The 19,248-nt window shown below is 63.4% G+C and carries 18 protein-coding genes and 1 pseudogene; 4 read left to right on the top strand and 15 right to left on the bottom strand.

The window, feature by feature from the left end; all coding sequences use genetic code 11:
* Positions 1–574 precede the first annotated feature (574 nt).
* Positions 575–1,438 (bottom strand): A24 family peptidase, encoded by an 864-nt coding sequence (locus tag H0B43_RS38515; RefSeq protein ID WP_043786738.1) that lies wholly within the window; start codon positions 1,436–1,438, stop codon positions 575–577.
* Between the two features lie 412 nt (positions 1,439–1,850).
* Here H0B43_RS38515 and H0B43_RS38510 point away from each other — a divergent pair, with 412 nt between their 5' ends.
* Together H0B43_RS38510 and H0B43_RS38505 are read left to right on the top strand one after the other, a co-directional pair.
* Entirely contained in the window at positions 1,851–2,204 is a 354-nt protein-coding gene (locus H0B43_RS38510) for a hypothetical protein (RefSeq protein WP_252190441.1), read from the top strand.
* 99 nt (positions 2,205–2,303) lie between these two features.
* Positions 2,304–2,837, top strand: coding sequence for a hypothetical protein (locus H0B43_RS38505; protein ID WP_005560311.1), 534 nt, complete (start codon positions 2,304–2,306; stop codon positions 2,835–2,837).
* 447 nt (positions 2,838–3,284) lie between these two features.
* Here H0B43_RS38505 and H0B43_RS38500 read toward each other — a convergent pair whose 3' ends face one another.
* From H0B43_RS38500 to H0B43_RS38435, 14 genes are all read right to left on the bottom strand, one after another.
* A complete protein-coding gene (locus H0B43_RS38500) occupies positions 3,285–3,560 on the bottom strand; it encodes a hypothetical protein (protein WP_005560310.1) in 276 nt (91 codons plus the stop codon).
* Positions 3,550–5,385 (bottom strand): zinc-ribbon domain-containing protein, encoded by a 1,836-nt coding sequence (locus H0B43_RS38495; RefSeq protein WP_185730773.1) that lies wholly within the window; start codon positions 5,383–5,385, stop codon positions 3,550–3,552. Before H0B43_RS38495 ends, H0B43_RS38500 begins: the two co-directional genes overlap by 11 nt.
* Positions 5,386–6,459: 1,074 nt before the next feature.
* Positions 6,460–7,098 carry a hypothetical protein gene (locus H0B43_RS38490; protein WP_043786716.1) on the bottom strand — a complete coding sequence of 213 codons (639 nt, stop codon included), beginning with the start codon at positions 7,096–7,098 and terminating at the stop codon, positions 6,460–6,462.
* A gap of 11 nt (positions 7,099–7,109) precedes the next feature.
* Positions 7,110–7,670: a hypothetical protein gene (locus tag H0B43_RS38485; protein WP_005560302.1), complete on the bottom strand. Its 561-nt coding sequence runs from the start codon at positions 7,668–7,670 to the stop codon at positions 7,110–7,112.
* Positions 7,667–10,822, bottom strand: a complete 3,156-nt coding sequence (locus tag H0B43_RS38480) for a LysM peptidoglycan-binding domain-containing protein (protein WP_005560300.1) — start codon at positions 10,820–10,822, stop codon at positions 7,667–7,669. The genes H0B43_RS38485 and H0B43_RS38480 overlap by 4 nt, the downstream gene beginning before the upstream one ends.
* Positions 10,819–11,280 (bottom strand): TadE/TadG family type IV pilus assembly protein, encoded by a 462-nt coding sequence (locus H0B43_RS38475; protein ID WP_005560298.1) that lies wholly within the window; start codon positions 11,278–11,280, stop codon positions 10,819–10,821. The genes H0B43_RS38480 and H0B43_RS38475 overlap by 4 nt, the downstream gene beginning before the upstream one ends.
* The gene (locus H0B43_RS38470; RefSeq protein ID WP_005560297.1) at positions 11,277–11,729 is read right to left on the bottom strand and encodes a TadE/TadG family type IV pilus assembly protein; all 453 of its coding nucleotides are present in this window, start codon (positions 11,727–11,729) and stop codon (positions 11,277–11,279) included. The genes H0B43_RS38475 and H0B43_RS38470 overlap by 4 nt, the downstream gene beginning before the upstream one ends.
* Complete coding sequence (locus H0B43_RS38465) at positions 11,726–12,142, bottom strand: hypothetical protein (RefSeq protein ID WP_005560296.1); 417 nt, start codon at positions 12,140–12,142, stop codon at positions 11,726–11,728. The genes H0B43_RS38470 and H0B43_RS38465 overlap by 4 nt, the downstream gene beginning before the upstream one ends.
* A 190-nt stretch (positions 12,143–12,332) precedes the next feature.
* A complete protein-coding gene (locus H0B43_RS38460; protein WP_005560295.1) occupies positions 12,333–12,590 on the bottom strand; it encodes a hypothetical protein in 258 nt (85 codons plus the stop codon).
* Between the two features lie 126 nt (positions 12,591–12,716).
* Entirely contained in the window at positions 12,717–13,616 is a 900-nt protein-coding gene (locus tag H0B43_RS38455; RefSeq protein WP_005560294.1) for a type II secretion system F family protein, read from the bottom strand.
* The gene (locus H0B43_RS38450; RefSeq protein ID WP_005560293.1) at positions 13,613–14,488 is read right to left on the bottom strand and encodes a type II secretion system F family protein; all 876 of its coding nucleotides are present in this window, start codon (positions 14,486–14,488) and stop codon (positions 13,613–13,615) included. The genes H0B43_RS38455 and H0B43_RS38450 overlap by 4 nt, the downstream gene beginning before the upstream one ends.
* Entirely contained in the window at positions 14,488–16,134 is a 1,647-nt protein-coding gene (locus H0B43_RS38445; protein WP_005560287.1) for a CpaF family protein, read from the bottom strand. Before H0B43_RS38445 ends, H0B43_RS38450 begins: the two co-directional genes overlap by 1 nt.
* Entirely contained in the window at positions 16,131–16,910 is a 780-nt protein-coding gene (locus tag H0B43_RS38440) for a hypothetical protein (protein ID WP_312034189.1), read from the bottom strand. The genes H0B43_RS38445 and H0B43_RS38440 overlap by 4 nt, the downstream gene beginning before the upstream one ends.
* Positions 16,911–16,955: 45 nt before the next feature.
* Positions 16,956–17,663, bottom strand: a complete 708-nt coding sequence (locus H0B43_RS38435; RefSeq protein ID WP_043786713.1) for an SAF domain-containing protein — start codon at positions 17,661–17,663, stop codon at positions 16,956–16,958.
* Positions 17,664–18,465: 802 nt separating this feature from the next.
* Here H0B43_RS38435 and H0B43_RS42685 point away from each other — a divergent pair.
* Together H0B43_RS42685 and H0B43_RS42235 are read left to right on the top strand one after the other, a co-directional pair.
* Positions 18,466–18,687: pseudogene (locus tag H0B43_RS42685) on the top strand (helix-turn-helix domain-containing protein); the annotation flags it as partial.
* Positions 18,688–18,789: 102 nt separating this feature from the next.
* Entirely contained in the window at positions 18,790–19,248 is a 459-nt protein-coding gene (locus tag H0B43_RS42235) for a hypothetical protein (RefSeq protein WP_252190448.1), read from the top strand.

Genomic DNA, 19,248 nt, shown 5'->3' with positions numbered 1-19,248 from the left:
CAGGGGCTTTCCCTCTTCAAGCTGCGGTGCCTCTCTCTGGAGCGTCTCCTCGGACAAGTCCCGCACATACGCGATTGCAGACGCATATTCGGCCAAAGCGCGCCGTCTGCCAGGGGTTCTGCATTCGGATGCCTGCGGTACCAGTCAACGACCCTATGGATTCCGCACCTATCGACCGATCAACGGCCACGCCCCGTCGGCCGTCCGCCCCAGTGGGATCTCGGTACACACGATGTCTTCGACTGAGTAGGCGAGCGCCCCGCACCGAGGGCACTGCCCGGGAAGCTGTTGGTGTCGGATCATTGCCCAGTGCTCGTCACACAGCAGATAGTCCACGCGAGCATCGAACTGACAACAGTCCTTGACGACCACCGCCCAGCGATCCGCACGCACGAAGCCGACGGGGTCCCCCGTGAAGTACTGAGGATGCTCCGTGCAGAACTCACACGGCAGTTCCGTTCGAACGATCGACGGCATCGGGGCCAAGTGGTCCACCTCTTCCATACCTGAACGCCTCCCCACTCTCTGGAGACCAGTATGCAACCGATCCTCCACACCCTTCCGCCAAAGGCGTTCAGATCCAGACAATCCACCACAATGGCGGGACGGCGATTGCCACGGCGGTTCCAGCGATGAGAAACGGTGCGAAACCGAACTCTCCCAGGTCTTTCTGACGCCGAATCACCTTCACCCCCGCCATCACCAAGAGGGCCAGGACGTTCGGTAGCAACATGCCCGAGAACACATTCATCCATCCGACCCACCCCAGCGCTGCCCCGAGGATGAAACTCAGCCGCACGTCGGCCAGCCCGGGGTAGCCGCGGGTGACAATTGCGAAGACAAGGTTGAACGCGAACACCAGCACGCCGGCGAGAAGAGCGCGCCCACCTGCCGCTGGATCTTGATCCACCGCCACCGCGAAAGCCCCGAACAAAAGGCCCACTACAGTGGTCAACCGGATCAACGTCAACGGAAACCGCAACGTGAAGTGATCGATCCACGCTGCCCACACGCACAGCAGGCTCAGTGCAAGCCAGGCCGTCAAGATCGCGTCGCCGCCGGCGAGCAGCACGGCGCCAAACCACATTCCCGCGGTCGCAGCCGCAGGAACGATCCACCGGCCGGTTGCCTCTGATGGAATATCGACCGCCTTACACAACCGGGCCATCATCGGCGCTATTGCCGCACTCAACACCGCACCAACTGCAGCGCAGGCGTTTGCAGCCCACCACAGCCCTGTGGTGCCGTATTCGGCATCAAGCCACCGAACCGCGAACCACACCACCACACTCGCGACGACGACAATCCCAGCAGGCGCATACACCGTCGCCGACAGATGGTCACTGCGCGGCCCTGCCGCATTTTCAGCACCGCCGGCCGGCGATTGTGGCTCCTCGCTGCGACCACTGCCCGCCAGCTTGGACGTCGGTTCGGTCATCTTGGGCACTCCTCCGCAACTGTGCGACAGACATAAGGGATGGATCGACACTAGCCGTCCACCTGGACAGTCTCAGCACCACCGAGCCGATGCGGGAGCCCGCCCACTGGGAGGGCCTTCGAGAAGCCGCAGGTTGACGCGCGGTGGTCGCGCCGGGCGCGGTTTTGTCCAGGTCATCGCATATCACTGGGCTCGACATTGCGTCCTCCCTGTCGGACTGGAATAGAAGCGAGTACTCGTGAATCGACGAACCACCACGGAAATTGCTGCACTGGCCCTCATCGCGGCCGCCATCCTCACCGGGTGCAGCAGCACAGAAGCCGAGACCGTATCCCCGTCAGCCGAATCAGCTGCTGCTGGCACACGCGTCGAGTGGTCGACGAACCCCACCGTTGATCAAGGTCAGCCCGGCGTGACCGACGCTCAGACCCGGCTATCCGAGACACCGCCGGCGACGACTGCTACGCAGGCCACCGCTGCCGCCGCATCGCCGCCCACGAGCGCTCAGTGCGGAATCGTCACGAACAACCTGAACGGTGCGACTGCACCTGTGAGCATCATCGCCGGAACTCCGAGCTGCCCAGCAGCACTGAGCATCAGTGATCGCTACCTCAACGACCGCACGGTCGCCACGCAAGGACAAGGACGATTCGCTGTCATCGACGGTTGGAACTGCAGCTGGCCCTACCTTCCGGACCGATCACACGCCGACTCCTATCTGCAATGCGTCGACCCGACCGGGAATGCCGTCAAGATCGACGACTGACACAGAACACCGAGGCACACCGAACCTCGTGTAGCCCACGCGCGACGCGCCGACCTCGGCGCTCGCACGAACGACACCAGACGAAGGCATTATTGACCCATGGGGGCACCAGTGAAGAAATCCACGCGCAACTCACGTCGTCGTCCACATCGTGGCCGCTCCGCGTCGCCGGTCCGCAGTTATGCGGCATACGCCAAGCGCCTCGCCGCCGGAGCGAAAACCATCGTCATCGAGGCCGACCCGGAGAACTGGCTGGACCTTGGCCACGTCCCCAGCCAAGTCGAGGTCAAAATTATCGGACAAACCTGCGCGGGAATCGCCGGCGGCTCCATCGCAGCCGCCGGCCGGTGCTTCGTCCAAGCGTCCAACCACGCCAGGGTCACTGCCCGCGGCAAGAGCCATATCGTCGGCACCGACAACGCCAGGATCCGCGCAGAAGACAGCGCCATCGTCTTCGCGCACAGTCATTGCCACGTCCAAGCTCTGATCGCCGCCACCGATACCACCACGGTCCGCATCGACGCCGAGGCCCACGTCCGAGTGAGCCCAAGCGTGCACACCACCGGGCCCGGTCAACCCGCGAATATCGAAACCCATCCGATCAGCCGCCTCGCACGCCACCTGAACTTCTGAGCGAAAACGATTCCAGCTGTATGCACGCCGGCGTGTTGCCCCGATCACCAACACTAACCGATTCGGGGCGGACTGCGAATACGACCGCTCCCCTAAAATGGCGGAACCCGGACCGAGCACCCGCCGCACGAAACTCCACACGCCCAAACGCTTCCCCGACGACTAAGACTGGTGGGGTACGGTATTCGAAAGGTGCGGTATTCCTCCACCCGTGGCACGTGGGTCCAGCCCCATCCACTGCCGTTGCAGCTCGTTCAGAGCGTACCGCCATCCGTCCGGGATGGGTATGTACCAAACCCAGGAATCCACGAATTGTCCTTCTCTCCTATCGGCGGAGCCCGTCGGAAGGCTCTCGTCTACTGCATCGTTCCGTGAATCCTCAACCAATGACCGCTGGTTGGAGTGGATATCCTTTCAGTCCAAAGCATCTCATGCATGGCCCGGGCACTAAAGATCCAGTGTGACCGTCCATCCGGCTGCCGTGAGCCATCGTTGAACCGGCTCTGTCAGGTCGCCGTTCTTCACTTGCTCGGCGAGCGGGCCGGCGAGGATGGGCCCGTCACCGCAATTGCTGCAGGCGATGTCGAATGCCGGTTGCCCGGGTTCGCAATGCCGACAGTGGTGACGACTGGTGACCGTCCCTCGGTGGTCGGGATCTGCACCGACTTGACCGCTCATCTCCATGCGCAGCCAACCGGCCGTCAGCCAGTCGTCACCCAGCATTCGCGGCAACATTCGCAGCCGCCCGATCGACAATGACGTCGATGACATCCTTAGCGACCTTATCGGCCGGCTCATTGTGGGCCGCGAACACTTGAACGCCTAGCGCTTCAGGAAGCTTCTGCCCCAGATATATTTCCCTGATCCTCACTACGTCCAACCCGAGATCACGCAATGCGCTCGTCTTACGGTTGTCACCCTCAAGCTTGCTCTTATGCCAGTACCAGCCGTCGTACTCGACCACCGTCCTCTGAGCCGGCAGGAACAAGTCCACTGGTGTACGCACCCCCTGGATCCGCGTCGGACCGTCGTACTCAAGGCCGAAGAATTCGGCCAGCCGAGAACAAACATCCTGTTCCCGGCGAGACGTATGCTTCGCCAGACACTTCACACACCCGTGGTCGTATAGCGCCCGCTTGATCACCGCGGCCCGCCACTCGTGCCCCTTCCCGCACCGCCACCAGACCTTCTTGTTGGATCCGCACGTCACAGCCGTCGACAGAAGGTCACCGTTCAGCTCCGGGTGCCATTCACTCGCAAGATTCGGCCGCTCGGACGCCAGATCGTTGAAGCCAATAACGACAATTCGGTTCGCGCATACCGGGCAGCCCTGCCCCTCGCGTGTCCGCTTTACCACCGCCGTACGCCACTCATGTCCCAGCGGACACCGCCACCACACCTTCCGAGCACTATTACAATGAACCGCGCTCGGCAGAATATCGTTCTTTTCCGAGCTCCACTCACTCGCCACCAACTCCGGCCATTGTGACTCAAGATCATTGAATCCCGCCCGAACTTCGAGGCCTGAGCACACCTGACACGTCGTCTGATCGAACTTCGACCGCGCATTCGGCGATGCGTACGTCTCATGGCCGAGCCGGCAACGCCACCACACCTTCTTCGTAGACCCGATCGAGACCTGGGTCGGGAGAATGTCATTGCGCTCGAAATCCCACGCCCACAGTACCTCTGGATGAGTGGTCGCCAAGTCGTTGAAACCAATCAGCACTCGTAAGCCGCTACAGTATGGACATTTGGATCCGGAGTTGGTCCGATGTGCAATCTTTGCCTCGTACTCGTGACCGGCCGGGCACCGCCACCACGCCATCTTGTTGCTGTACAGCGCGAACTCTTCGGGTCCACGATCGTTGCGGTCACTCCATTCACCGGCGACCGGTGAATACGCGACAGTAACGGCCCCACGACGAGGGGGTAGCACCGGCTTCCCTTCACACTCGGGGCATCCGCGACTTCGATAGACCCTGTCCGTGATTGCCATCGTCCACTCGTGCCCACGGGTACATTGCCATAGCACTTGTTTCGCACTTCCAGGCAGATATCGACTAGGGTCGGTGTTGTTCCGGGGGTGGAATTCGGCGGCAATGCTTGGATGCAGGGTTGCCAAGTCATTTGCGCCTGGAACGAGCTTGCGGCCCCAGCAATCAGGGCACTTCGTGCCATTACCACGATGAAGCACCTGAGTCTGCCACTCATGTCCGGCCGCGCAGCGCCACCACACCTGCCTGGCACTGCGGATCGAAAGCTTAGTTGGGTCAATTGAGTTCCGCACCGGATGCCACTCCGCGGCGATATCGGGATGTGTCGTCGCCACATCGTTGATTCCAGGAACGATTTCACGACCAGCACAGATCGGGCATCCGGATCCGCGAACCCTGGCCCTCACCATCGCTTCCCACTCATGACCCGCAGCGCAACGCCACCACACCCTGCGCTGGCTTCCGACTGTGAGTGCCTTCGCCTCGATACTGTTGCGCTCGTGAAATTCCGCTGCGAGGTCGACTTGTTGAATTAGCAGCTTCGACTTCATTCCCCCAGAAGACATAGCTGGGATTATGACAGCGAACACCGACATTCAGCGGCCTACCGGGGTCGGACGACCTCTCCCACAGCTGCACCAGCCCCGGCAACGTTCCCCCCGACGTTCGGGGTGACCAGCACTTGCAGCTCACCTACCCGCTGCCGGAACTGCGTAGTCAGCGGTACCGGGACAACACCGCCTATCGTCTGACCTGACGCGAAGGCCGCAGTCCAGAAGATCGTCCATCCGGATGTCGCGGAGACGTGGAACGTGCTGTCGGGTTCGGTGATCGAGGTCTTTTCCATATGACGACCACACGTCGGCGACGGCATACCACTCGGCGGAGTTAGTGGGCTCGCGTCAACTAGGTCTGTGTATGGAGTGAACGGCAACAAGGCGCCCGAGCAGACAATCGGCAGGCTTCCGTCTCCGGGATTCACCGTGACGGATGTATTGAAGGCCGTCGCACTCACCAGCAGTCCGGGACCGACAGCAGTCCGCGACACGGGACCGACCGTGGATTCCCGAATCTGGTCCGGGCACAGGTAGTACCAGGCCCAGCGGCCGACGAGCCCGGTACGGCCGCCAGCATAGTCAGCAGGCTCCGGGGTCGAGCACATCGGCGGTTTCTCGAGTTGCATGCCGGTAATGGCTGTTCCCACTACGTTCATGACCTGCGCCATCGCGACTGGTGTCGCCGGCATCCCCACGTCCGGACTAAGTGGTACACAGTCTGTGAATCGGCCGCACGCCTTCAGCTGCTCCCTAATCGGAGGTCCTGTGGGGGCAGATACGACGTCACTGCCACCACCGCTGTATCCAGACCCGCCGCCGCCCGTCCCGGCTGCACTCGCCCCTGGGGAGCCTCCGGTGCCAGGTGACGCTGAAGGTACCTGGACGTAGCTGCCCTGCACTGTGATGTTCGAGCCGCCGTTTCCCATACCAGGGCTGACGTCGATTCCTCCAGAACCGAAGCCGGGTTGCCCAAGCGCTGAGTGTGGCGAAGCGACCAGGCTCCCCAGAATGAGCGCGCCGATCACGGCCGCATGCAAACGACGACGATTTGGCATGTGTTCTCCTTGGTTATGGTGCATCGCACGGTGCGTATCGGGCTGCTGCATCGCTGGTGACTCGCCAGCCGTTTGCATCGGGCCAATCCGCATTCCGGACGGTCAACTGGGCGAGCACAAACTGCGGTCGGTTGACGTCGTAGGCGGGACTACCGTCTGACGTCGTCCAGGTCATACCGGAGATGTCGGTGCAGGCGCGCACGTGGACCCAGGCGGGCCCGGGGATAGCTTTGCCGTCGTCGCCTACGGGTATGCCAGCGTCGGTGATCTTCGCATCGACAACTGTGATTGCGCCCTCGCTCCTCACGTTCTGAGACCGGTGCAACGTGAGGTCGGCCCTCCATCCGTCCAGCACGGGACCACCGGCAACGGTGTCGAGCTGCCCGATCGGCACCGCAGGATCGGCATCGAGCCGCGCCCAGACCGCGTAGAAGTCATTGACCTTCGCAAGCGCCTGTTCCCGTGCCAACTCGTCAGGAGTCTTGTTCGACGTGTCCGCTCCCTCGGGACCCTCGAACGCCGGGTCACCGGTGACAGTGAGCTCTACCGCCGGATCCGCCGCGTCGGTGTCGGAGCAGGCGGTCACGCCGACCAATAGGGTTGTGGCAGCCAAGGCTGCGACGGCGGTTCGGCGGATAGTGGTGTGTGCCATAGTCGTATCTCCTAGAAGAGTCCGGCGTTGCAGGGCGTACCGGGCAGTGTGTAGTCGGCTGTGACTCTCCATCCTGCTGGGTCGGGCCAAGCGGTGTTCGTCAGGATCGGTTTCCCGAGCTCGAGAACGTCGGTAGTGCGGGCGAGGCAGACGTCCATCTCGATGGTCGCGGTGCCGGGCGTAGGGATGCCGTTTTCGTCGATCGGGATGTTGTGGCGGGTGATGGTGTTCTTGAGAACCTTGACCTCGCCTGCGTTTGCCTCTATGCGATGCGCGGTGATGTCCCGCTTTGTCGATTGAAGGAAGTTGCCGGCCGCGACATTGTCGAGATCTGCGGAGTTGGCGGCGGGATCGGCACTCAGTCGCGCGAGCACTGTGTAGTACTCGTTGACCTTCACCAGTGCGGCTTCACCGGCCTGTTGCTCGGGGGACTTTCCGGAGCCGGGCGGTCCGGTGAACGTGGGTCCGGTGTTGGTTTCGAGGGTGACCGGTTCTGGGGTCAGGATGCTGCAGCTGGCTGTCAGGCACAACGCAGCAGTGAGTGTCGCCAGTGCGGCGATGCGGCGCGTCATGATACTGCTCCGATCCGGTAGTGGCTGCCGTAGGTGGAGTCGAGCTGACTCAAGAGCATCTTGGTTTCGTGTTCGGGCTCTTCTTCGAGGGCGTCAAGCTCGGTGATCATGCGATCGATCAACCTTTGGGTGGTCTCGGTGTCACCCGAGAAGTGGGTGGCGATGATCGCCGCACGCCAGCACCCTTCGTGGACGATGTCGACCTTGAGGCCCGTCTCCGCGGCGGCGTGTGCAGCCGCGAGGTCCTGGGGAACTTGTTGGCCGCGGATGTAGCGGGTGGCGAACTCCTCGGCGACGTCGGTGACGGCGGAGATCATGTCTTGCTTGGTGTGGTCGGCCCACCCGTAGGCGGTGGGGTCATCGCTACTGAAAGGTTGACCGGTGACCAGAGCTAGTGCGGCGGATAACCGGGCGCTGTCGACGTCAGCGGGATGGGCGTTGACGAGTTCCTGCCAGTAGTCCCAGTCGGTCGTGACGGCGTCGTGGAGCCGTTGCGGGGTCCGGCCGGTTCGATCTCCGGACTTGATGAGCGCAGGTTCACCGGTCTCGGTGTCACCGAGCCACTTACGCAGGCGAGAGAGCGCTTCGTTGCGGCGCCGGCGGAGCCGGGCCTTCGCTTCTTTCTCCTGCTCGGCTGTGCCGGTTCTGGCGGCTTCGACGTCGTGGGGCCAGATTTTGCTGTCGATGTCCGCGGCGAGGACTCCGCCATCGGTGGTGATGAGAAGCGCGGCGATTTCGGTCAGGCTCTTCTCTCGGCCTTCGGCCGGCCCTGGTGACGGGGGTGTGACGGCGGGTTCGCCGAGCAGCCTGATCCAGATGTGATCCGCCTCGGGCAGCTCGCGTTCTGCGGTGACCTCATCTGAATCGGACGGCTCTGGTCGGTCGACGGCGTGGTCGAGGTCCTCGTTCCCGACCACGCTGAAGGTTGCGGGATCGGAGCTGGTGATGAACTCGTCGGTCGAGATGTCGTTGTCGAGACGGGCTGCTTCCCATCGAATGTCAGGGTTATCGCCCTTGTGGGCAACGCGAGGTTCGCGTGAGGTGGTGGTCAGTAGGTCTAGGACGGACGCGTAGCTCTCCTCATCGAGGGTGGTCACTGTGATGCCGGCCGACGCGGCTCCTGGACGAGCAAGGACGGCCGAGCCGTTGTCGTCGACCTCGAGGGTCCATGTGGCGTTGGTATGTGCGCTCTCGGTGGTCACTGCGGCGAACGCGATTCGGGGTGCGTGCCGTGCGATGCCGGCGAGTAGCCCGGCCTGTGCCTCGGTCACCGGATCGGCGATCAGAACGATCTCGGGTGCGGTCAGCTCGCTGGTGGTGTACGCCGTGCGTGCCTGCGCGATTGACTCGAAGTCGTTGTCCGCGAGGATTTCGGAGTCGAGTTCGACGTGATTGGCGAGTGTCGTCAGTACCGTGTCGGCGTCCTCGGAGTGGGTGATGCGGCCGTTGTCGATTGCCTCCGCCAGGTCGGCGCAGTATCCGACGAGGTTGAGGTGGAGGCTGTCGGCGATGGGCGAGACTGCGAGCTCGACGGCGAGCGCACGCAGCACCCCGGCTGTTGCAGTTGGGGTGCCGCTGATGGCGAGGTGGCCGATCTGTTCGAGGTTGAGCAAGAGTTCGCGGCCATCGTTGCTGGTTCCGACTGCCGTCAGCGCCGGGTACGGACTGATCTCGGCCTTGGGAACGCTGCGCGGAAACGCTCTCGGATCTACTGACCAGGTGGTGTCGTCGATCTGTGTCCAAGGCGCGGGCAGTGAGATCTGTTCGACGAGTCCGAGCTCGATGTCGTTGTCACCGACGAAGACCGCCAGCAGGCCCGGCAGTGCGATGCTCGTGGACCTGCAGTGGTGCGCGAGGTGCCGCAATGCGATGTCGACGTGGGTGGTGGTGAGCGGATCAGCGGCGGCCGTGAGTGCTTGCTCCGCCTGGATCGCGGTTTCGGCGGGTAGGGCGATGCGCTCGCCGCGGCGGCGGCGGTGTTGTTGCTTGCGGCGACGAAGTGCGAGATGCCCGGTGAGTCCAGCTGCAGCAACCGCTGAGATTCCGAGACCGATGAACACGACGCCGGATGAGCCGTCCTCGGTATCGGTCTCTGGCGGCGCGTCATTGGTGACGAGGTCGGCAGGCATTTGAGGCTCGACGGGGTCGAGTTGCCAGTTGGGGGCGACATCCACAGGCGCGGACGCCGGAGCGGGAGCCGGAACAGCTTCCGGAGCGGGAGCGGGAGCCGGAACACCTTCCGGAGCCGGAGCGGGAGCCGGAACAGCATCAGTCGGCGGCACCAAGGCCGGCGCCGGCGTAGCGTCAGCCGCCGCGGAGGCGGCGGTGGGCATGATCAATTGCTGGCCGACCGTGATCAGCTCGCCAGCCGGGGTGCCGTCGGGAGTCGTGATCTCCATGAAACGCAAAGGATCGCCGAGCTCGCGCTCGGCGATATCCCACAGGGTGTCGCCCTGCTTGACCGTATAGGCGCCGCGTACCACCTCGGGCTGGGATGCGGGCAGCTGCAGGGTCAACCCTTCGGCCAGAAACCCTGGCTCGGGGACAGCAGTCCGGTTGAGGTCCAGGATCTCGGCGTAGCGGCGGCCCTCTCCGAGATGCTGCTGAGCTAATCCCCACAGGGTGTCTCCGCGCACGGTCGTCACTGTCGGCCCCGCCGGTTGTACCGCCACCCGGGTCGCCCGCGGATCCACCTGTGTCTGCGGTGACGCGCTCGGATCTTCCTGCTGTGAGTGCGGCGCGTACGGAGAGGTGCTTCCCACGTCCGCAGGCTGGGTCAGGACGGGTGCGGCGGTGGCGGTTCCGGCGGTCAGGAGCAAGAGAGCGCCGCTGACGAGGAACGTCGCCGTCCGCTGTTGTGAGCGAAGAAGGCGCAGCTTCGGCGCTTTGACGCCACGCAGTGTCGCCGCGAGTTCGAGCAGAATCGGGACGGTGAAGGTGGCCCAAGCCGCCCAGCCAACAAGGGGAAGAAGGGCGATGAGAAGACTGCCGTCATCTGGACTCGCGAGCAAACCTTCGAAATCCGACCACGGTATGTCGAGCGGATTGCCGCGCAGCGCCCAGAGCGCGGCCGGGATCCCGGCGACAAGCATCACCAGGATCAGGAGGTAGCCGAGTCCGGCAAGGCGGGACCGCGCGGCGTTTGCGCTCACGGTATGTACACCTCCCCGGCGTTGGTGCGATTGAGATTCACAGCGGCCGTACCGACGAGCAGTTTCGTTCTGGGGTATGGCAGAAGTTTCGAGTTGTAGACGATGCGGGTCGTGATCAGGAGGGTCCGCGGGCCGGTGGGGATCACGTCGCCGTCGACGCCGGCCTCGAACAGGTATCTCTTGGCGGCTGCCGTCGCGCGGACCGGGTCGACGACCGTGTCGATGCCGCGGGCGCTCACCGATCCAATGATCTGCTGACCGGCTGCTCGGGCAGCATCCTCGGCGACGTTGTCGGCTCGCTGGTCGGCGGTGAGCATGCCGCCACCGTCGACGATCAGTCCCCAGACGAAAAAGATCAGGACAGGGGCGAAGACCACCGTCATCAAAGTGACGGCACCCTTGTCGCGGTGCTCCTCCGGCAGTCGGGAGGCGAGTCGCTTACGCAGGGCGTTGGTCATCGTGTGCGCTCCCGGTAGGTATCGATCGGCGAGATTGCGGTAGCGGTGACGGTGCGGGCACCACTGACTCCGGGCCATCCAAGAGCGTCGAAGGAGACCTGGCAGGTCACGGTGACCTCGACCGTGGCGGGGACACCCGGTCTGGTGCGGAAGCCGCTGGTATCGGCGTTGACGTTCATGGTGGCGCACTTGAGACCTTGTCCGTCCATGCTGCCGGCCGCTGCTTGGTACGCCAGCGGAGTGGCCGTGGCGATGGTGCGGGCGAGTGAGGCTGCACGGGCACCCTCGGTGGCGGCGTGTTCAACCTTCTGATGCGCCTGTCGATTGACGCCGTACGCATACATCCAGCCCAGGAGCACAATCAGAATGACGACTGCGAGGCACAGCTCGATCGTGACGTCGCCCCGGTCATCTCGGCGGGCGCGGGATATCCATCGGGTGAGTCTCATCCGATTCCTCCCGGGTTGGTGACGCGTTCAGTCGGTTTGGTGTGGTTGACGACGATGGGGAATTCGAGACCCGGGACGAGGGAAGGGGCCATTCCGGTGATGTTGACGGTTGTTTCGCGGATGTTCTTGCTGACGAGGACAACCGGGATCTGCAGGTCACCGGTGCCTGCCTGGGTGATGCAGGCATAAGCGGCAGCTGTTCCCAGTGCTTGGTTGCCGTACTGGGATCTCGTGTTCTTCAGTGCCTTTTCGGCGCAGCTGTTGGCGACGTCGCGGCCGTGGAAGAACAGAGCGGTTTGCAGCAGGACCGAAAAGATCAGAAGGAATGCGACCATCGCGATGACCGTCACGAGCGTCGCCGGGCCTCGGTCATCGCGGCGCCACCGGTCGATCAACTGTTCCAGTGTGACCATGGTCTGCTTTCCGATAGTCGTTGGACGGCTGGCTTTTCAGGACGGAACAGGGATATACGGCCACGGCCAGGAATCGATTCCGAGCTGCACAAGCACCGCAGCGACCGCCACCATCGCAGCGGCCTGGAAAACTCTCACGAGGTATGTCACGTACTCACCGTCTCTCCAATCGATGCAGCGCTGTCTGATTTCAGTCGGGGATCGCGTTTGCGCGGGACATGATCTTGCGGACGACGATCGCACCGGCTGCGGCGGCCGCGCCGACAACCAAGACGGCCAGGAAGACGTACTCGAGGGTGGAGGGTCCGCGGTCTGAGTCTTTGCCGCCGGCGCGGTGGAGGAGGGTGCCGGCCAGTGCGGCGACGAACATCATCGTGAGGGTGATGTAGGAGGTCACGGCCTCGCGGGCAGTGCGCCGGGTGGCGGTAGCGACGGTGGTGATGCTCATGGTGGGCTCCTTGTGTTTGGTCGATGTGTAGCAGGTGAGCTGGACTGGATGATCGTGACCGGCCAGGCTCGGCGGTCTGGGCGTCTCGCTCCTTTCGCGGCGCCGGCGGCGCACCATCGAATCGGACTAGCCGGTGATGATGGTCAGTGCCGGGATGAGCAGCAGCATGATGAACAAGCCGGCGAGCCCGGCCAGCGGCATAGCCAGCTTTTCGGTGGCCTCCGCTGCCGCACCCTGTTCTGCGCTGGCCTGAGCGGATCGCAGGCCCGCGGCCTTTGCCCGCAGTGATGCGTAGACGGATGCGCCTTTGTCTCCGGTCATGTTCATGATGTCGGCCAGGTCGCCCAGCTCGGCCAGGCCGAGCTCATGGGAGACACGTGTCAGGGCATTCCACGGGGCTTCGCCGGAGCGCCCGGCTTCGTACAGTTCCTCGTCGAGGCGCAGGAACACCCATGAATCTCCCACCTGCGCAGCGCGCTCGAGGCTCTGGGTGGTGCCGATTCCACCGCGTCGGCACAGCGCGACGAGATCGATGTAGGAGCTCAGCGCCTGCGCGAATTCCGCTCGTGCCGCGGTTGCCCGGCGTCGGATCTCGATGTCGGGGATGAGGAAGAGCAGGAAGGCGGTCGCAATCGACAGGATGGCCGGGATGGACCATCCCAGGCCGACCCCGAATGCAGTCAGGACGAGGTTGAGGAAGGGGAAGATGAGCAGTCCGAGCAGTGCTGCGACGAGCTTTTCCCCGAGCACGTGGGCGGGATCTCGGTGCAGCAGGGCGAGATCGGCGTTGGGGAGCGTGAAGAATTTGCTGTCCTGCAGGTAGGGGTGGACCCGGATGCCGAGTTTGTTCGCCATCCCGTCGATCAGGGAGGTTCCGGCTGTCGACGTGCGCTCCGGGGCCGGTCCGGACAGGCGCGACATGGCATCGCTGAGTGCGGGTTGTGCGCGCATGAAGTAGAGGGCGACCAGGTAGATGCCGATAGTTCCGACGCTCGTGTAGAGGATGACCGTCATCTGAATGCTCATCGCTGCGCTCCTACGAGGTCGGTGCGGTTGACGCGATCATTGGTGCCGATAAAGCGGGGGTAGGTCGGCGGTTTGGTGGCCTGCTTCATCCAGTACAGGTCGGCCGCGAACAGGGTCAGCAGGATCAGTAGCACGATCTGCATTCCGCCCGACTTGTACGGTTCCATGAAGTTGGTGAACAGGAACGCTGCCGCGAGTGTTGTGATCGCGATGATAGTGACCCATTTCGCCTGTGTACGGCTGGATTTGCGGTCGGCCTCGGTGCGGCGTCGGCGCGCGACCATGTCACCGACGTCTTCGGCGAGGCCTTCGAGCACGGCTGCAAGTCCAACGCCCCGCAGTTGCATGCTCAGCAGCAAGGCGCCGCAGATCTTGTCGCCGACACTGTCGTTGAGGTCCGAAGCGAAACGTGTGATCGCATCCACCGGAGGGACGTTGTTGCGCAGACGGCTGATGAACGCCGTGATCTCCTCCCGTAGCGCCTCCGGGATCGGAGTGGAGATGATGGTGTGCTCGATTCCCGAACCAGCCTTCATGCTGCTGGACAGGTTGCGGGCCCACTCATCCATGGCCGCCAGCCGACTGATCTGCTGTTCTGCTTCGGGACGGCCGAGCAGGTACGGCAAGCCGACCAGCAGCGCCGGGACCAGAAAGAGGGTGAAGAGCCAACCCGAGAGGGACGACACGACGATGCCAGCGGCGAAGCCCACGACGAGCAGGATCTGGGTGCTACGCGGGATCTTCGACGAGCTGCGGCGCCGGCGCTGACGCGTGGGCGCGGTGGGATCGCGGCGGTCTTTCCATCCCATGACGATGCAGGCGACCCCGGCGCACAGCAGCAGTACCAGGAAGATGCCGATTTGCTGATACATCACGCCACCTCTTCATCGTCGTAGAGGTCGCGTTCTTCGTCGAAGTGGCGAAGGCTGTCGCTGGGGAGGTTGATTCGCTTGAATCCGCCGGCGAGCAGCCTGCGGAGCAGAGGTTGTGGAATGGATCCGAATTCTCCTGTGCCGTCCGAGTATCCCCGGTAGATCGTGGAGAAGGACGGCTTCTTGTCGTCGCCGGGCTCGACGTAGACGACTTCGTCGACGTAGCGGACCGAGGTGCGCGACCCTTCGCCATCGACGCGGACCTTCGTGCCGAGTTGGACGATCAGGTCGATGTGCTCTGCGAGCTGGCGTTCGACGTAGTCCACCGTCGCGTTCATCGGGGGTTCGGTCGCCAGGTTCACCAGACGGTCGACGACACCGCGAGCGGTGTAAGCGTGCGTCGTGGATAGCCCTCCTCTGGCCGTCTGCAGTGCCTTGAGAAGAGCGAGGATCTCGTGACCGGCGACCTCACCGACGATCATGTAGTCGAGCTGCTGCCGCACGAACTCGTACAGGATGTCCGAGAGGGTGTAGCTGCCGGCGAGCTCACCGTCTGCACCGCGTTCTCCGCCGCCCAGGATTGTCTCGGCGTCGACCACGAAATCCTCGCGGCCTGGCAGTTCGTCGATGAAGAGTTCCCGCTCGGTTTCCGCGATTCCGATTCGCGTCTGCAGAGGAAGCGCATTGGCCAGTGCACGCGTGAAGGTCGTTTTTCCGAAGCCCATTCCGCCGCCGGTGACCACCGAGGCACCGCCACGGACTGCGCACGAGAGGATGGTCGCGAGCTCGATCGGCATCATCCGATGTTCGACGGCGAGCTGATCGAGGGCGATGTTCTTGAGGCGGTGGATGCGAATTGCCACCGAGGGCCGTTTGACCGAGTAGCCCATCACCGACAGTCGGTGGCCTCCGCGCATTGTCAGACGCAGCGACGGATTGAGCCGGGAGAAGGGCCGGCCGCCGTTGTCGGCGCGTGAGGCCAGCAGTCCCATCCACTCGAGGAGTTCCTCGGGGGTGTCGACCACTGGGTCGCGGTGTTCATAGTGTCCGTCGGGAAACTTGACGTAGACGGCCGCGCCGTTGAGGAAGATGTCGGTGACGTGCGGCTCTTCGACGAGTTCCTGCAGCGGGCCCAGGTTGAACTGCGCGTCGAAGATGGCCTTGATCAGGGCTTCTTCTTCGACGATTGTGAAGGCTTCGCCGCCGGAGTTGATGGTCTTCTGGACGTGGTTCTTGACCAGGCCGGTGATCGTCTCACGGCCGAACTCGCGTTCTTCCTCCTCGGTGAACGGGGCGAAGTATTTGCCGGCGTTCTTCGGGTCGTGGCGCTCGCGGTCACGCGCTGACCGGTAGTCACGCAACAGTTCCGCAGCTTCTTTCTGCAGAGCGCGGACCAGGGCGCGATCGACCTTGACCTTCGCGGCCGGCGGCACGGACCGTCGCGCAGTGCCGCTGTGCCCATTGGTGCTGGCCGGTGGCAGTTCGTGTAGGCGAAGCGATCGAAACGGATCGGTGTCGGGGAGCGTGATTTCCGATATCGAACTGCGGCCTCCACCTGCGAGGTCGGCTTCCGGGATCGGGGCTGAGAAGAAGGGTAGTTCCGTGATCTTGTTCTGCGGAGGCTGAGTCGCGTCGTCGGAGTTCATCGGCGTTCTCCTGTCAGTGTCGGCAGCGCAGCATTGAGCGCGGGGCCGGACTTCCAGTCCGCCTGATGGCTCACCGCGAATTTGGTGATCTTCGGCCAGGTACTGCGGTGGAGGGTGTGCAGGTAGATCGAGCGGCGACGGCGCCATTTGCTGATGGGCAACCCGTCCGAGAAGACCTTGGCGTCACCGGAGTCGGGCAGGACCGCGATCACGTCAAGTCCGGTGACTTTCGTGATTTCCTCTGCGTTGTAGGGGGACTCACCGATCAGGATCAACCCCAGACTTGCCCGTGATTGCACCGCGGAGAGCTGCTGTCGCAGGGCGTTCTGCGAGGCGCGTAACGCTGCGATTGCCGTTCGCTCAGTGCGGGTGACGATTGCGATCGTTGTCGCGTTGACGATCAGTTCGACCGGAGCGCCTCGTTGCCCGATCCGGCCGGCATCGACGATCACGTTGGTGTCGTCGACGCTCAATCCGGCCAGGTGGACACCCAACGGTCCCCACACGGGCCGCATCGCATCTGCCTGGGCGGAGTGGACCAGCCCCGGGAGCAATGACACCGACGATTCCGGGATCTGGATGAGTTGCTCGGTCAGAGCAGCCTTGAGGCGCCCGTGACGATTCGCGTCGACGAGATTGATCAAGGAACGATCGTGATAGTGGTTTCCGAGCATGTATCCGGCCAGGACCGGCGAGGACCCGATGGCATCCGCTTCTACGAGCAGAGTCCGGTCGGTCGGTGAGTTCAGTGCCAGGGCGAGCGCCGTGGTGCTCACACCGGGTGAGCGTGAGGCGGATGTCAGTGCGAGAAACATCGCCGATCACCGCACTCGGTTGTCGAGGACGATCGCGACACGCTTGGTTGCGCCGCGGGCGGCGACCCAGTTGGCCTCTGCCTCGGGCACGAGCAGGTTGAGCGTTGTCTCGCCGGCTTCGGGGATCTCCTTGGTGGAGTACACCTGCGCCTTCGTGTTGATCGGGCCCTGTACGGGCGGGTCGTCCTGGTCGCGTGGTGTATCCACGACACGGACCATGTCACCGGGGACGATCGGCTCGGAGGGGAGGTGGCTGTAGCTCACCGTGATGCCGACCATCGTGAGGCCTTCCCCGGGAACAACCTGATCGGTGATCGCGGACGGGAGCAGGACGGTGCCGGCCGGCAACCGGGTGCTGGCACTCATTCCTACGACGCGGCCGCGTTCGCTGGCGGGCAGCGCCCCGAGATCGGCATCGACGTTGACCGATTTGGCGGCCAAGTCCTTGGACTCGATGGTCTCGCCTTGCTGCACCTCGTTCGTCAGGACGAGCACATCGGTGGTTGCGCGCATGGCGTTGACCGCGGTGAGCATGCCGATCACTGCCACCACGACGAGTGCGACACCGATCGCCAGGTAAATGGGGCGTCGACGGACGCGCGCGTGGGTATTCAGATCGGGTGGGTCGTCCTGATCTGCGCCGTTGTGCGCCGGGGGCAGGTCATCCCCGGACGAGCGGAGCTTGTCGATTTTCTTGGTCAGCAGGGATGCCATGTGGTGGTCCTTCACAGTGGACGTGTGGACATATCGGACACTTTCGTACGGCGAACAGTAGAGAGCGACCTGGACAAGTTCGCTGCGACCACGTCACCTGCAAAGCTCCGACGGACTGGTGACGCTATCCGGTGCGACTGGTCCGGTGCGTGTGAGGGCGCGCTGGGCGCGTGAACCAGCTGCGTTGCGTGGCGGATTTCGGTCGGGCGGACCGTGTTGCTCGCCATGGCAGTAGTGCACAGAGCTACGTCTTCGCCGGTATGTACATGAAAACCTCTGCGTCCAGCGGTATCCCGACCTCGGGCGCCGGAAACGACGGTTCCAACCATCCGGCGTTGGGCAAACTGCGCGGCATGCCGTTGACCGACTACTTCTATTGCCCCGTATGGACGGTCGGGTTCGAAATGGTCCTTGTAAACATTCCTGCAGCCCGTTTCAGGAGTCTCTGCTTGGGCTGACCATCGCCTCAGCACGACTAGCGATCCGTGCCGTGCCACGTCGAGCACGAGGAGCCGAACGCCGAGCACCGTCCCCGTCGATCGCACACGCGAACCCCATTGTGCTGCACGTGGCATAAACGCTTTCCCCTCCGCAACCCGCCTGGGCCCTCCCCCTCGGCGCGACTGTCGACCCGCACTCGTCTGCCTGCCACGCAGCTGTGAGTCTTCTGGGAAAACATTCCATCAGGTCGGGAACTGCGTTGTCCAGCAGGGGGGTAACACTCAAGAGTGTTACCTACAAGGCTTGACATTCCCCGGGAGTAGGGTAATGCCGCTGCATTCGCTATCGGAAAGGCCAAGCAATGGACTCGATCAGTCCGCCGAGTCTCGGTGATTTCATCCGTGCTCGGCGCACCCGGGCAACGCCGAAGCACCCGGATGGAATGACTCGGGCCCAACTGGGCGACGAAATCTATTTGAGTGTCAGCTACATCGCGCGGCTGGAAGGAAACGTTAAGGACGCGAGTCCTTCTCCACAGGTTCTCGACGCCACCGCCAACGCACTCTGTCTCGATGATGCAGAACGTCGGCACCTATTCAATCTGGCACGGAGAACACAGACCGAGCGTGAGGACACCACGACACCCTGGACGATCGCCGACTATCGGACACTGATCACACCCGACATGAAGACCGCCATCTCGGCGCTCAACCCGCACCTGGTGGCGTACCTCGACGAACGCTGGAATGTCATCGACTGTAACTCGGCGTACGACAAGGCGTTCCCTGGACTGGTCGACGAGGGAAACGTGTTGCGCTGGTTCTTCTCGACTCCGGCATCAATGAACGTCATGGTGGAGTGGGAGGCGGAAGCCGCCTTGACCGTCAGCTGGTTCCGAGCGTTGATGGGTCGCTACTACAACCCCGACTGGGCGGTGGAAACCCTCGAAGAGTTGAGCGCGTTCCCTCTCTTCCGCGAATTGTGGTCACGCGAAGAAGTCCGGTTCGGCCGGCACCAGCCGTTCATGCACCTCCGCGACGCCGAGACTGGTGAGCAATACAGCGTGCACGTGCAGGTCCACGCGGAGATGCGGGGCAAGTATCCGCTGCAGATGTACCTCGGAGTGCGCCTCCCCGCCTCCTGA

It is taken from the genome of Rhodococcus sp. 4CII (assembly GCF_014256275.1).
GTDB classification, from domain to species: Bacteria; Actinomycetota; Actinomycetes; order Mycobacteriales; family Mycobacteriaceae; genus Rhodococcus_F; species Rhodococcus_F wratislaviensis_A.
Note: the sequence above shows the minus strand (reverse complement) of the source record. Positions and strands in the feature narration are given on the sequence as shown.